Raw genomic sequence first — 14,255 nt, 5'->3', positions numbered from 1 at the left:
TTTTTCGGTTTACCAGATTCGATATTACTCCATTCTATATTCAATATTTTATTTTGATATTTTTAATTGAAGATTGTTTTCCGTAATTTTATCGCATCACCTTATTTATGGAAGAAATAAAAGTAGCAATAGCTGACGATCACAAAATATTTCGTAAAGGAGTAATACTTTCAATGCGGGCTTATACAAATATCAAATTTGTAATGGAAGCCGAAAATGGAGAAGAACTGCTTGCCAAGATACCCGAATCGCAACCCGACGTAATATTATGCGATCTGAAAATGCCTGTTAAAGACGGCATTGATACTACCAAACTGATCACCAAGAATTTTCCCGGTATACGTGTTATTATACTCACCATGTACGAAGATGAGCGCTTTGTAGGCCACCTGATGGATTGCGGTGCTGCTGGTTATCTTTTAAAAAGTACCGAGCCTGCCGAGATAAGAAAAGCTATTATGGATGTGGTGCGTACCGGTTTTTACCTCAATCCTTTTGTGAATAAGGTACTCATCAAAAAAAATTATTCCAAGCAAAAATTCAATCCCAATCTTACTACCGAAGTGGTGTTAAGCGAAAGGGAAAAAGAAGTGCTTACGCTGGTGTGCATGGAATTTACTGCTGCTGAAATTGCTGCTAAAATGGATATCAGCTCCCGTACCGTAGAAGCCATCAAAGACAGGCTGATGGAACGTTTTGGCGTGAAGAACTCGGTGGGGCTGGTGTTTTATGCAATGAAGAACTCCCTGATAGATTAAAGAAAGTAGCAAGGGTGATAGCTGCAAGGGCAAAGCATATCATTTCAATATTATTAGTATAACAGCAATAAATAATCGCTTTGATCAACACGCTTATCCCTTGAAGCAAGTTACTTGCAACTTAAAAAAGTCCGAACAAAGTACCATCAATACTATTAATGATCTGGCCCAGGTGCTCTTCGTTTTCTGCAAACTTATTTTTGTCGGCATCAATGATCAGTAAGGGTCCCTCTTTGTAATTATCGATCCAGGTGTTGTAAAATTCATTCAGTTTTTTAAGATAATCCAGGCGGATATTTTCTTCATATTCCCTGCCGCGTTTTTGTATCTGCGCTACTAAAGTAGGCACAGATGCTTTTAAGTATATTAAAAGATCGGGCGGTTGCACCATGCTCTTTAACGTCTCGAAAAATTTATAGTAATTATCAAAATCACGTTTGCCCATCAGGCCCATATCGTGCAGGTTGGGTGCAAATATGTTAGCATCTTCGTAAATGGTCCGGTCCTGTATCACCGTTTCGGTACCGCGATGTATCTCCAGCAATTGATTCAGGCGACTGTTCAAAAAGAAGATCTGCAGGTTAAAACTCCAGCGGGGCATGTCCTCGTAAAAATCATTCAGGTAAGGGTTATGATCTACATCTTCAAACTGTGGTATCCACTTGTAATGCTTGCTCAGCATTTCGGTCAACGTTGTTTTGCCGGCGCCTATGTTACCCGCCACAGCAATATGTTTTGGTTTCTTTGTCTTTGCCATATACCCCCAACCCCTAAAGGGGCTTTTAAGATTATAAAAATTAAACTTCTTCTATTTATTTCAGCATTGAAAGTATGCAAACTTAACAACATCACAAATATAAAATACCTGTAAAGCCCCTTTAGGGGTTGGGGTATCAGAAATATTTTAGGCCCATTGCCTCCCTTACCAGCTGCATGGTTTTGCCGGCGCTTTCATTGGCTTTTTCGGCGCCTTGCTCCATCACTTTTTTAAGGTATGCTTTATCAGGTAAGATGGTATTGATCTTTTCCCTTATCGGGCTGATGAATTTCACCATATCCTCTCCCAGCTGCTTTTTAAGATCGCCATAACGGATACTGCAATTGTTATAGTCTGCTTTGTATTTAGCTATCACATCTGCTTCGCAAACCAGTTTCATCAAGTTGAATATATTTTCGATATAATCCGGTTTTGCAGCATTCATTTCTGTTGGGCCACTATCAGTTTTTGCCTTCATTACCTTCTTCCTGATCGCATCATCTTCATCCGATAAAAAAAGTGTGGACATCCCATTCTCACTCTTGCTCATTTTACCGGTACCATCCAGGCTGGGCACTTTTACCAGTTCTGCATTATAATTAAATGCCTGTGGTTCGGGAAACACTTCGCCATAGCGGTGATTGAAACGGTTCACGTAATTACGGGCCATTTCCAGGTGTTGTTCCTGGTCTTTACCAACAGGAACATATTTGGCACGGTGCAGGATGATATCTGCAGCCTGCAACACAGGATAGGTAAGCAATCCTGCATTCACATTTTCCGGATGCTGCCGTACTTTATCTTTAAAGGTCACTGTTTTTTCCAGTTCACCCATATAGGCCAGCATGTTCAGGTATAAATATAATTCTGCCGTTTCGTGCACATGGCTCTGGCAATAGAATGCGGCTTTATCGGGGTCTAATCCACAGGCTATATTTTCTGCCAGTACCCTTTCCACATTTGATCTTAATTCTGTTGTATCAGGATGCGTGGTAAGCGAATGCAAATCGGCCACCATGAAGTAACATTCAAAATCTTCCTGCATTCTTACATAATTACGAATTGCACCAAAATAATTGCCCAGGTGCAGGAAACCTGTAGGCCGGATGCCACTCATTACTATTTCTTTCTTAACTGCCATAAGGGGGCGAAGATAGCAAAAGTTATAAGTTATAAGTAATGAGTTACAAGTAATATTCTGCAAGCCTCTACTTGACCAGTGGTTCGGGAGTGTGTACTGTATTTACTATATTTGTTTCATGGAAGTAAATGATGCAATGGTGGATAAACTGGCCAACCTGGCCCGGCTGCAGTTCAACGATACTGAAAAAGAAGGTATTAAAAACGACCTGCAGCGCATGATACAGTTTGTTGAAAAACTGAACGAGGTAGACACCACGGGTGTTACCCCATTGCTGCACATGAGCGAGGAGGTGAATATTTTAAGGGAAGATGAAGTGCAGGGCAGCATCAGCCGGGCAGAAGGATTACAGAATGCACCGGTACATGATGAGCAGTTTTTTAAAGTGCCGAAAGTGATCAAGAAGTAATCAGTACAAAGTTTATAGTTTACAGTATAATGAGTACAATCAAAAAATCTGCAGATGAAATGCAGGGCATTATTCACCTGGAGAACATCCGCAAAAGCTATTACCTGGGCAAGCAGGAACTGCCGGTATTGAAAGGTATCAGCCTGGATGTGTTCAAAAATGAATATGTGGCATTGATGGGCCCCAGCGGTAGCGGCAAATCAACACTGATGAATATTTTGGGTTGTCTCGATTCGCCTACCGGTGGCAAGTATATTTTAAATGGCAAAGATGTAAGTCGTATGCCTGATAATGACCTTGCTGCTGTGCGCAACCAGGAAATAGGATTTGTATTTCAGCAATTTAATTTATTACCTCGCCTTACCGCGTTGGAAAATGTGGCCCTGCCGTTGATATACAGCGGCGCTGCAAAAAAAGAAAGATTGGAAAGGGCTGCCGATGCATTGTCCAAAGTAAAACTGGACGACCGCAGTCATCATAAACCCAACGAACTGAGTGGTGGCCAGTGCCAGCGTGTTGCTATTGCCCGTGCATTGATCAATAATCCCTCCATTATTTTAGCGGATGAACCCACCGGTAACCTGGACAGCAAGACCAGTTATGAAATAATGGATATACTGGGCAAGATACATGCTGATGGCAATACCGTGATACTGGTAACGCATGAAGAAGATATATCGATGTTTGCCCGCCGTGTGATCCGTTTAAGGGATGGTGTAATTGAAAGCGATAAGCTGAATGCGCATCCTGCAGTAAGCGCTTTGCCTGCAGAACCTGCCTAAACTTTCCTCAACTTATATTGATAATTTTTGTTGCTTTGTAATAGGCATAAACTATTATTATGGCATTTAAAATTTATACTAAAACAGGTGATCTAGGTAAAACAAGTTTGATCGGCGGTACCAAGGTGGCCAAGAGTCATATCCGTATTGAAAGTTATGGTACTGTTGATGAACTCAATTCTTATATCGGCCTGGTGAATGACCAGTTGACCGACGCACATTCCAGGATAATTTTAAAAGAGATACAGGATCGTTTGTTCACCATTGGTTCTTCGCTGGCCTGCGACCCCGATAAAGAGCCCTTGATGAAGATGCCCGATCTGAAAGAAGAAGATATTACGCTGCTGGAAAAAGAGATTGATACCATGAATGAAACATTGCCTGTAATGAAATCATTCATACTACCGGGTGGGCATGTAACCGTTTCCACCACGCATATTGCCCGTTGTGTATGCAGGCGTGCCGAAAGGATCTGTGTAAATATGCAGCAGCACGATTTGTTTGTTGATCCGCTGGTGATAAAATATCTGAACCGTTTAAGCGATTATCTTTTTGTACTGGCAAGATATGCAGGGCATTTGCTGGGAGCAGAAGAAATTCCCTGGAAACCGAGGGTTAAATGAATAATGAAATAATTTATAATGAATAATATTTTAGAGTTGCAGTGTATTCATTTTATTCCCCTGTCTTCATTATCCATTATTCATTACCCAATTATCCATTAATGATCTTCCCGTCTTTCATGTGCACAATGCGGTCGCTCATTTGCGCCAGTTCTTCATTGTGTGTTACAATTAAAAAAGTTTGATTGAATTGTTTGCGCAGGTCTATAAAAAGCTGGTGCAGGTCTTTGGCATTGGCGCTGTCCAGGTTGCCGGTGGGTTCGTCGGCCATTACTATAGAAGGGTTATTGATGAGCGCACGGGCTACGGCCACCCTTTGCTGCTCGCCACCGGAAAGTTGCTGGGGCTTGTTTTCCAGCCTGCCGGAAAGGCCCAGCGTACTTAAAAGCCCCTCGGCCCGGGAAATGATCTCTTTCTTTTTACCGCCTGCTATCCAGCCCGGTATACATACATTTTCCAGCGCAGTAAATTCCGGTAAAAGATGGTGAAACTGGAAAACAAAGCCTATTTCCCGGTTGCGGAAGGCAGCCAGTTTTTTGCCTGCCAGGTTTTCTACCCGGTGGTCATTCAGCTGTATATCACCGCTGTCGGCTTTATCCAATGTGCCCAGTATATGTAATAAAGTGCTTTTTCCGGCGCCCGAACTGCCCACAATACTCACAATTTCCCCTTTGTTGATATGGATGTCCACCCCCTTTAAAACCTGTAATTGCCCATATTTTTTCTGGATATTCCTCGCTGTTAACATGCTTTAAAAGTAAGTAATAATTATAAAACCTGCGCAATGCAACTTTTAACAGGGTTTACGCAATCTTCTATAAAAACATCCGTTAATAAAACACTTTTGGTTATTTCCACAGAACCTATACATTTGCGGAAAATTGGGGCATAGCAGCCCGTATTATTTACGAAAAAAATAAAGAAATAAGATATGTTTTGGACACTAGAATTAGCCTCCCACTTAGAAGACGCACCCTGGCCGGCCACTAAAGATGAACTGATCGATTACTCTATCCGCAGCGGTGCGCCGATTGAAGTAGTAGAAAACCTGCAGGAACTGGAAGATGAAGGTGAGATATATGAAAGCCTGGAAGACATCTGGCCTGATTATCCCAGCCACGAAGATTTCTTTTTTAATGAAGAAGAATATTAACCCCCTCCGCCCCCTGAAGGGGGAACCGGCAGCCTGAAATATTAAAAAGCCTCTTGATGATCAAGAGGCTTTTACTTTATGTACTTTGTACTTTTAACTCTGTACTTTTTTTATTCACTTGCAGGTACACCTAATTTCTCCATTACATAATTGCTTACGCCGGTTGTTGAATAACCACCATCGTGGAATAAATTCTGCATGGTAACCATTTTGGTAAGATCGCTGAAGAGTGTGATGCAATAGTTAGCACAATCTTCGGCAGTGGCGTTGCCCAATGGTGCAATGGCATTGGCATAATCGAAGAAATCGCCAAAGCCTTTGATACCGGTACCTGCTGTTGTTTTGGTAGGTGATTGTGAAACAGTATTGATACGTACTTTTTTCTCCAGCCCGTAATGATATCCAAAACTGCGTGCTATACTTTCCAGCATGGCTTTGATATCGGCCATATCGGTATAAAATGGATAAGTACGCTGTGCCGCCATATATGTAAGGGCCACTACACTACCCCATTCGTTGATGGCATCCAGTTTTTTTGCAACCGCCAGCATTTTATGAAAGCTCATGGCACTTACATCAATACCCTTCATAAAATAATCGTAATTACTTTCTGTATAAGGAATTTTTTTACGGATGTTCACACTCATACCAATCGAGTGTAACACAAAATCAATTTTACCGCCCAGTATTTCCTGGCTTTGGGTAAACAAAGTAGTGAGTTCATCTACATTGGTTGCATCTGCCGGAATGATCTTGCTGCCGGTCTTTTCCGCCAGTTTATTGATCTCGCCCATGCGCATGGCAATGGGTGCATTGGTTAATACAAATGTGGCGCCTTCTTCATGGGCTTTTTCTGCTACTTTCCATGCAATGGAGTTTTCGTCTAATGCGCCGGTGATGATACCGCGTTTTCCTTTTAGTAAGTTGTATGCCATGTTAAATGTTTTGAAGCGTAAAAATAAGATTCTATTTGCTAAAGAAAAACTCTTTAAAATGAATTATGATAAAGCCCGTAATAAATACAATTACAAATACGCTTGCAAGGTTTACCAGTATATAAATGATAAAATGCCGGAAGGATCTGCGGGGATCGATCTTTTTATTCCAGAATTGGTAGATAGTGTAGCCTGCAAAAACTGCAGCTGCAATAACAGCAAGCAATAATATTTTTTTCAGGAACATTGCAGTTTGTGATTTTAAAAAAGGCTGGAAGCTGGAGCTTCCAGGTACTAATTACCCACCATTTCCCTCGCATTCTGCAATGCAGCAGCCGTGGGTTTTTCGCCGCTCAGCATTTGCGCAATGGCGGTAATGCGTTCATCGTTGTTCAGCAGTTTAACCGAGGTCACTATCTTATCGCCTTTAATGGCTTTGAATACAAAATAATGCGCATTGGCTTTTGCAGCTATCTGCGGTTGGTGTGTAATGGATATGAGTTGATGGCCCTGCGACAGCTCCTTCATGATATTGCCCACCTGCTTGGCGGCTTCGCCACTGATGCCGGTATCGATCTCATCAAATATCAATGTGGGCAGCTGTAGTTTTTGTGCCACCAGCGATTTAATGCACAGCATCAGCCTGCTTAATTCACCACCGCTGGCTACTTTACGCAGGGGTTCAAAGCGGTTGCTTTTGTTGGCGTCAAATAAAAATTCGATGGTATCAGCGCCGGATTCATTCAGTGCTGTTGGGGTCAATTCAATTTTTATTTGTGCATTGGGCATACCTACCTGTTTCAGTAAGGCATTTACTTTTTCGGTAAATGGTTTTATGGCTTTGTTACGGTTGGTGGAAATACTTTTTGCCAGTTGTTCGCATTGCTGCAATAACTGCTGCGTTAATTTTTCTTTTGCAGCTATTGTTTCTCCAATATTCAATACATCATGCAGTTTCTCTTGCAATGTTTCCCGCAATGCGATCAGTTCGTTGGTGGAACCCACATTGTGCTTTTTCATCAGCTTATAGCCCAGCGATATTTTATCATTCACTTCCTGTATCCGTGCTGCATTGTACTGTACACTATCATTGATCTGCTCCAATTCCGAAGTAATATCTTTCAACTCTATCTGTGCACTTAATAAACGGTTATTCAGTCCCTCTATTGCCGGGTGAAATTGCTGCAACGCATGCAGTTTATGATTCAGCGATCTTAATTGCTGCACGATGGGTTGTTCGCTTTCATTCAATTCAAAACAAACAGCGCCCAATTGCTGCTTTATATTTTCTGCATTGCTCAATAATTTCAATTCTGCATCCAGCTCTTCCAGTTCATTTTCTTTCAGCGCCGCTTCATCCAGTTCGGTAAATAAAAATTTATTGTAATCGTAGCTGGCATTGGCAGTAGCCTGTTGCTGCTGCAGCTCCTGCAATTCTTTTTTTGTTTTGATATAATTGCTGAAACCGGCACTGTATTGCTGCAATAACTTACCATTATCTGCCAGCGCATCCAGTACTTCCCGTTGAAAATCTGCATCACCTAATTCGAGTGTATCAAATTGCTGGTGCAGGTCTACCAATAAAGAACTCAGTGCCTTTAGCTGGTTTACATTTACCGGTGTATCATTGATGAATGCCCTTGATTTGCCATTTACAGCGATCTCTCTTCTTATCACCAGTTCTTCTTCTGCATCCAGGTCGTTGCTGCTTAAAAACTGTTTGACCGCTTTTTTATTTTCACTATTGAAGAAACCTTCCACCACGGCTTTTTTTTCTTTGTTCTGCAGCACGCTGCTGTCGGCCCTGTCGCCCAGTATAAGGCCCAGGGCGCCCATTAAAATACTTTTACCGGCACCGGTCTCTCCTGTTATGATGTTGAGGTTATTGCTGAAGTCTACTGTAAGATCTTCTATGATGGCGTAATTCTGTATGTGTAATTTTGAAAGCATAATTGTACAGGCAAATTAGAGAATATCCAGCAGATTACGCGGATGTAACAGATGATTCTTTGCCTGCGGCAAAGATGTTGGCCACGGATTGCGCGGATTTTCACGGATGAAATACAATCAAAATTTGTTTATAAAAAAATCCGTGTTAATCTGTGTAATCCGTGGCAAAAAAAATCCCGGCATTGCCGGGATATAAAATTATTTGTTAGTGGGCCGAATAGGATATTCGGTTTACTTTACTTCTACTGAATCATTCAGGTCTGCATCTACCAGGATACGACCACAGTTTTCGCATACCATTACTTTTTTACGCAGCTTTATCTCGCTTTGTTTTTGAGGAGGTATTGCGTGGAAACAACCACCGCAGCTATCTCTTTCTACCGGTACTACTGCCAAACCATTGCGGTAATTTTTACGGATGCGGTCGTAGCTCAGTATCAGCCTTTCGTCTACATGTGTTCTTGCAGATGCTGCTTCTTTGTTGTAGTGTGTTTCTTCTTTTTCAGTTTCGCTGATGATCTTTTCCAGTTCGCCTTTTTTACCAGCAAGATTATTTTCTTTGGTGCTTACTGCTTTTTTAGCGATCTCCAGTTGCCTTGCTTTATCAGCAATTTCTTCTGTAGCATCTTTAATGTGTTTTTCGCACAATTTCACTTCCAGGGTTTGCATTTCGATCTCTTTGTTGATCGCTTCAAACTCACGGTTGTTCTTTACATTCTCACTTTGCTTTTCGTATTTTTTAATTAACGCTTCTGCTTCTTTGATGCCTTCTTTCTTTTGTTCGATGAACTCCTGGATACCATTGATCTCCTCTTCAACACGTGTTTGTCTTGCGTGTAATCCTTCAATCTCATCTTCCAGGTCTTTTACTTCCATTGGTAATTCACCTTTAAGGATCTGAATTTCGTCCAGCTTGCAATCAATTTTCTGCAGCAGAACAAGGGATTTTAATTTTTCTTCAACGGAGAAATCTTTTACTGAAGCCATATTTTTATTTTAGATTTTAGATTTGCGATTGCAGATTTTTTAAAACCTGTATTTCCTAAAAATACTGAACCGGGTTGGTGTTCAGGCTTGTTTTAAGGACGGCAAAGTTAAGGAATTTTTCGCTCAAAACCTCAAATAACAGGTCGATGGTGAACTGCTCGCTTTCGTAGTGCCCAATATCTGCGATCACCAGCCTGCCATTGGCGTCAAAAAACTCGTGGTATTTAATGTCGGCGCTGATGTAAAACCCTGCGCCAGAGGCAATTGCAGCGCCTGTTAAAAAACTGCCGGCACCCCCGCACAGGGCCACTTTCTTAACCGGTTTGCCCGTTAAGGCGGTGTGCCGCAGCACCGAAAGGTTAAAATGCGTTTTCAGGTTTTGTAAAAACTCTTTTTCTTCCACCGGCGCAGGCAGGTCGCCTACCAGGCCGCTGCCCACATTTTTGCTGGTATTATCCAGCGGTATTATGTCGTAAGCCACTTCTTCGTAAGGATGGGCAGCCGTCATGGCATTCAATACCGGCTTTTCCAGCCAGGCGGGAAAGATCACTTCTATCCTTGTTTCTTCTTCCGTATGCCTTTCGCCGATGTTGCCAACAAAAGGATCGGTACCGGCACCAGCCTTAAAAGTGCCGGAGCCATTGGTATTAAAACTGCACTCGCTGTAATTGCTGATCTGCCCGCCGCCTGCGGCGAATATGGCGCTGCGTACTTTTTCGGCATGCGCAGCAGGTACAAAAGTGAAGAGCTTTTTGAGCTGGTCTTTTTTAGGAGCCAGTACGCGGCGATTGATGAGCCCCAGTTTATCTGCAATCTTTCCGTTCACCCCTTCCAGTACATTATCCAAGTTGGTATGAATGGCATAAATGGCAATATCATTTTTAATGGCCGTAATGATCGTTCTTTCAACATAATTCCTGCCGGTTATTTTTTTCAATCCGCCGAATACAATGGGATGATGGGCTACGACGAGGTTACATTTTTTTTCGATGGCTTCCTGCACCACTGCTTCGGTGGCATCCAGGCTGATGATGATACCTGTGCAGGGGGATTGGGCGTTGCCGGTTATCAACCCCGCATTATCATAACTCTCCTGCAGGGATGGCGGAGCAATGGTCTCCAGATACTGAACTACTTCTGCTATTGTCATAGTTAAATATAGAAATATTTTATTTAAAAAGGCATTTCCGGGGCGTAGCAGGAAATTTTCGCCTTTCCATATAATAGCCCGGTTTTATGATTTAAATAGCGTGTACCCATAACTGTTATTGATTTTCTCCTGGGAATACTCAAAATTAACATCCAAAAACAAATAATATGTTATCTTTGGAATGAATAAAACTTGTATTCAGCCTTAATAATCAACTCGTGAAAATAAAAAATTGGATCCGTGGTATATTTTTTACCCTTGCAATTGGCTTAACTGCCTGCCAGAAAGAACTGAGTTTAGAAAACATTGGCCCTGCCAATCCTCCTGCTATTGTTGATGATACATCCACTTTGCTGAAGATAGTAAATGTTAACTATGACATCAATGGCATAGCTACCGACTCCACTATGAGAATCATAAAAAATGCCTACCAGAACGGTTTAAAAAAATCATTGCCAAACAATACGAATTGCCTTCCGGAACGGATACGGTATACACCATCTTTAATTATGATGCTCAAAATCATCTGTCTGTTATCACAGATTCTTCCGCAGTTCCCGGAAATGATTATATCTATCACGAAAATATCTTTTGGCAGGCTAACAGGGCGATAAAGGTAGTAAGCGATGATCATGGGGCGGCCTACAGGACCGACGATATTATTTACACTGCCAATGGCGCCAATACTTTGATCAGTACTAAAACAATGCCTTCGCAGGATTCAACCTTTATAGGAGGTGTATTGTTCAGTGTTTCAAAATATAACGCGTTTTTAGAAGTAGATAATTCGTTTAAGGCGCTATCCACCACTTATATCAATTATAGTTATCTCGTTAACGGAAGTGCGACAGGGTCTCCCGGCTATTCTTATGATACTACCAAAGCGATATTTTCATTTGATGCGAAAGCGAATTTAACCAGCGAGGTAGATTACCATAATGCCTCAGATACCAATTACCGCTCTCCGTTGGGTGTTGACCGCCATAAGGATACTGCTTCATTTACAGTTAGCAGAAACTTAAGCGAAGACCCGGCAATATTTAATTTACTGAAAGATATTTTCGGAAACGATCTTCTTGTGATCAGCAATCATTTTAATCTTGATTTTAACCTGGGAGAAGTTTTAGGCGATGTTTATAGTGCCAATACCACTAACAACGCATTTCTTCAGTATGATTATTATACACAGGCTATTAATAAGATCGTTTACAATTCTGTTTTCTGGACCAATGGAATACCAGATGCAAACAATTTTCCTGCAGTTAATGTTGTGATGTATAATGCAAGCAATAGTTTTGACAGCCAGAACAGAATCATAAAATCTATCATTTACAGTACAACTTCCAGTAGACCTTATTACCATATAAGATATATTTATCCATAAAAGGATATAAAGCAGTTTTACGGCATAGCCTTTGTAATTTTTTTTACAGTGCTGTTTATTTACATTTACAAAAAATGTAATCATGGCTGATACTGCATCACTCTATCAACAATACAAAACTGTTTTACAAAAAATTGCCGATGTAAAATATGCTTCGGCTGTTTTGCAATGGGACCAGGAAACTTACCTGCCGCCCAAGGGCAATGCCGCCAGGGGCAGGCAGATCGCTTCGCTGAACGAGATTGCCCACCAGCAATTCACCAATGAAAAAGTGGGTGCTTTACTGGCGGAATTAATGAGCACCAATGATCTTAGTGATAAAGAAAAAAGAAATGTGCAGCTGAGTACAGAGGATTATAAAAAAGCCACTAAATTTTCCAGCGATTTTGTGCGTAGGATGAGTGAGGCCACCAATAAAAGTTTTCATGCGTGGATAAAGGCCAAAAAAGAAAACCTGTTTGCAGCTTTTGAAGCTCCATTGGATGAATTGATACAATTAAAAAAACAGGAAGCGGATATACTGGGTTACCAGCAGCACCCTTACAATGCTTTGATGAATGATTATGATAAGGGCTTATCCGTTGCTATTGCAGATAAGGTATTTGCTGATCTGCGGCCGCAGCTGCTGGCCTTATTGAATGATATAAAAAACAAACCGCAAACCGACAGCAGTTTTTTACACGAGCATTATGATAAGGACAAACAGTGGCAGTTTGGTATGGAGATCTTAAAGCGCATGCAGTTTGACCTGGAAGCCGGCAGGCAGGATATCAGCGAACATCCTTTTACCATCAATTTTAATAATGCCGATGTAAGGGTTACCACAAGGATAGATGAGAACGACCTGGGCAATATGACCTGGAGCTGTATACACGAGGGAGGCCATGCTTTATACGAACAAGGCTTGCCAGGCGATGAATATGGTTTGCCCCTGGGAGAATACTGCAGCCTGAGCATTCATGAAAGCCAGAGCCGCCTGTGGGAGAACAATGTGGGCCGGGCTTTGCCCTTCTGGCAGCACAATTTTTCGCTTTTGCAAACGTTTTTTAATAAGCAGCTGGGGCATATTGATGTGCAGCAATTCTACAAAGCCATCAATAAGGTACAGCCCTCACTGATAAGGACCGAAGCGGATGAACTGACCTATCATTTCCATATCATGATCAGGTACGAGATAGAAAAGATGCTGATAGAAGGCAGCATTGTTACGAAAGATATACCGGCATACTGGAACGAGCATTACGAAAAATATTTAGGCATAAAAGTGCCGGACGATAAAAGGGGCTGCCTGCAGGATGTGCACTGGAGCCATGGCAGTTTTGGTTATTTTGCTACGTACAGCCTGGGCAGTTTATATGCCGCACAGTTGTATGCAGCGATTAGCAGGCAAAACACGTCTGTAGAAAAAGAGATCGCCGAAGGCAGCAACAGCAGTGTTTTAGGCTGGCTTGCAAAGCATATTTATCCGTACGGCAGGTATTATACTTCCGAAGAGTTATGCAAAAAGGCAACCGGCGAAACATTAAACAGTACCCATTTTATAAACTATGTCACAAAAAAATATTCCGCTATTTACAACACTTAAAACAGGTGGCGTTACCGGCTTCTTTTACCGGTGGAGGTTTATTATTGCCGTGGCAATTGCCGCTTTATTATTGCTGAGCGGCTGCAGCAAAGAGGCCCTGGCAGAAGCCAACAGGGGTTTGCTGGAACAATATTTTGAAGACAATATCCTGAATAAGGACTTTGATGTTGCGCTCGCCACCGACAATGGCACCAACCTTACCAGCCAGTTCAGCGGGTATACTTTTAAACTTTATAAAAGCACTTTACAAAATGGCCCTATGACCGCCACCGACGGCACCAATGTGTACAATGGCACCTGGAGCTCGAACGATGATTACAGCAAACTGGTGATCACTTTGCCCAATACTATTACCGCATTTACCTTTTTGACAAGGGAGTGGAAATTCACCAAAAAAGCCCTGCCTACCATGGAGCTCGCCCCCTGGGGAACCACCGAGCCAAAAGTTTTGCACATGCAAAGGTTGTAAATGTGGATAAATTATCATATCTTAGCTTTGAAAAGCAACCCTTTAGCTTAATTACCTTATTCTGATTGCCGTAAACCACAAAGAAGCCCGCCCCGGTTTTTTCTGTATTTGCACAATTTTTTTCAAGGTTTTAAGTTTAATTAATGTAGCGAAAGCTTCATTATCCAAGTAT

The 14,255-nt window shown here is 41.8% G+C and carries 16 protein-coding genes; 8 read left to right on the top strand and 8 right to left on the bottom strand.

Going from position 1 to position 14,255, the window contains the following annotated elements:
• Positions 1 to 107: 107 nt before the first annotated feature.
• Positions 108 to 758 carry a response regulator gene (locus tag QM738_RS11800; RefSeq protein ID WP_462276920.1) on the top strand — a complete coding sequence of 217 codons (651 nt, stop codon included), beginning with the start codon at positions 108 to 110 and terminating at the stop codon, positions 756 to 758.
• A 121-nt stretch (positions 759 to 879) separates the two neighbouring features.
• On the opposite strand, the gene QM738_RS11795 is transcribed toward QM738_RS11800, so the two are convergent.
• Both QM738_RS11795 and trpS read right to left on the bottom strand, forming a co-directional pair.
• A complete protein-coding gene (locus tag QM738_RS11795; RefSeq protein WP_462276919.1) occupies positions 880 to 1,482 on the bottom strand; it encodes a deoxynucleoside kinase in 603 nt (200 codons plus the stop codon).
• A 169-nt stretch (positions 1,483 to 1,651) separates the two neighbouring features.
• Positions 1,652 to 2,656, bottom strand: a complete 1,005-nt coding sequence (gene trpS / locus QM738_RS11790) for a tryptophan--tRNA ligase (RefSeq protein WP_462276918.1) — start codon at positions 2,654 to 2,656, stop codon at positions 1,652 to 1,654.
• 118 nt (positions 2,657 to 2,774) lie between these two features.
• On the opposite strand from trpS, the gene gatC reads away from it, so the two are divergent.
• The 3 genes from gatC to QM738_RS11775 are packed head-to-tail and all read left to right on the top strand — an operon-like array spanning position 2,775 to position 4,470.
• Complete coding sequence (gatC, locus tag QM738_RS11785) at positions 2,775 to 3,065, top strand: Asp-tRNA(Asn)/Glu-tRNA(Gln) amidotransferase subunit GatC (protein WP_462276917.1); 291 nt, start codon at positions 2,775 to 2,777, stop codon at positions 3,063 to 3,065.
• A 29-nt stretch (positions 3,066 to 3,094) separates the two neighbouring features.
• The gene (locus QM738_RS11780; RefSeq protein ID WP_462276916.1) at positions 3,095 to 3,847 is read left to right on the top strand and encodes an ABC transporter ATP-binding protein; all 753 of its coding nucleotides are present in this window, start codon (positions 3,095 to 3,097) and stop codon (positions 3,845 to 3,847) included.
• Between the two features lie 59 nt (positions 3,848 to 3,906).
• Positions 3,907 to 4,470, top strand: a complete 564-nt coding sequence (locus QM738_RS11775) for a cob(I)yrinic acid a,c-diamide adenosyltransferase (protein ID WP_462276915.1) — start codon at positions 3,907 to 3,909, stop codon at positions 4,468 to 4,470.
• A gap of 91 nt (positions 4,471 to 4,561) precedes the next feature.
• On the opposite strand, the gene QM738_RS11770 is transcribed toward QM738_RS11775, so the two are convergent.
• Positions 4,562 to 5,218, bottom strand: coding sequence for an ABC transporter ATP-binding protein (locus QM738_RS11770; protein ID WP_462276914.1), 657 nt, complete (start codon positions 5,216 to 5,218; stop codon positions 4,562 to 4,564).
• Positions 5,219 to 5,401: 183 nt separating this feature from the next.
• Between QM738_RS11770 and QM738_RS11765 the strand changes: the two genes are divergently transcribed.
• Entirely contained in the window at positions 5,402 to 5,623 is a 222-nt protein-coding gene (locus tag QM738_RS11765; RefSeq protein WP_430987439.1) for a DUF2795 domain-containing protein, read from the top strand.
• Between the two features lie 110 nt (positions 5,624 to 5,733).
• Here QM738_RS11765 and QM738_RS11760 read toward each other — a convergent pair whose 3' ends face one another.
• The 5 genes from QM738_RS11760 to QM738_RS11740 form a co-directional block, all read right to left on the bottom strand.
• On the bottom strand, positions 5,734 to 6,558 hold the full coding sequence (locus QM738_RS11760) for an enoyl-ACP reductase FabI (RefSeq protein WP_462276913.1): 825 nt from the start codon (positions 6,556 to 6,558) through the stop codon (positions 5,734 to 5,736).
• A gap of 31 nt (positions 6,559 to 6,589) precedes the next feature.
• Complete coding sequence (locus QM738_RS11755; protein ID WP_462276912.1) at positions 6,590 to 6,805, bottom strand: hypothetical protein; 216 nt, start codon at positions 6,803 to 6,805, stop codon at positions 6,590 to 6,592.
• A gap of 47 nt (positions 6,806 to 6,852) precedes the next feature.
• Positions 6,853 to 8,508, bottom strand: coding sequence for a DNA repair protein RecN (gene recN / locus QM738_RS11750; RefSeq protein WP_462276911.1), 1,656 nt, complete (start codon positions 8,506 to 8,508; stop codon positions 6,853 to 6,855).
• Between the two features lie 231 nt (positions 8,509 to 8,739).
• Positions 8,740 to 9,495, bottom strand: a complete 756-nt coding sequence (locus QM738_RS11745) for a zinc ribbon domain-containing protein (RefSeq protein ID WP_462276910.1) — start codon at positions 9,493 to 9,495, stop codon at positions 8,740 to 8,742.
• A gap of 55 nt (positions 9,496 to 9,550) precedes the next feature.
• Positions 9,551 to 10,645 carry a Nif3-like dinuclear metal center hexameric protein gene (locus QM738_RS11740; RefSeq protein ID WP_462276909.1) on the bottom strand — a complete coding sequence of 365 codons (1,095 nt, stop codon included), beginning with the start codon at positions 10,643 to 10,645 and terminating at the stop codon, positions 9,551 to 9,553.
• 469 nt (positions 10,646 to 11,114) lie between these two features.
• Here QM738_RS11740 and QM738_RS11735 point away from each other — a divergent pair, with 469 nt between their 5' ends.
• From QM738_RS11735 to QM738_RS11725, 3 genes are all read left to right on the top strand, one after another.
• Entirely contained in the window at positions 11,115 to 12,029 is a 915-nt protein-coding gene (locus QM738_RS11735; protein WP_462276908.1) for a hypothetical protein, read from the top strand.
• 82 nt (positions 12,030 to 12,111) lie between these two features.
• Positions 12,112 to 13,614 carry a carboxypeptidase M32 gene (locus QM738_RS11730; protein ID WP_462276907.1) on the top strand — a complete coding sequence of 501 codons (1,503 nt, stop codon included), beginning with the start codon at positions 12,112 to 12,114 and terminating at the stop codon, positions 13,612 to 13,614.
• Positions 13,577 to 14,083: a hypothetical protein gene (locus tag QM738_RS11725; RefSeq protein WP_462276906.1), complete on the top strand. Its 507-nt coding sequence runs from the start codon at positions 13,577 to 13,579 to the stop codon at positions 14,081 to 14,083. Before QM738_RS11730 ends, QM738_RS11725 begins: the two co-directional genes overlap by 38 nt.
• Positions 14,084 to 14,255: the final 172 nt, after the last annotated feature.

The organism is Ferruginibacter sp. (genome assembly GCF_049840995.1).
Classification (GTDB): domain Bacteria; phylum Bacteroidota; class Bacteroidia; order Chitinophagales; family Chitinophagaceae; genus Ferruginibacter.
This window is presented reverse-complemented; position numbering and strand designations above follow the sequence as displayed.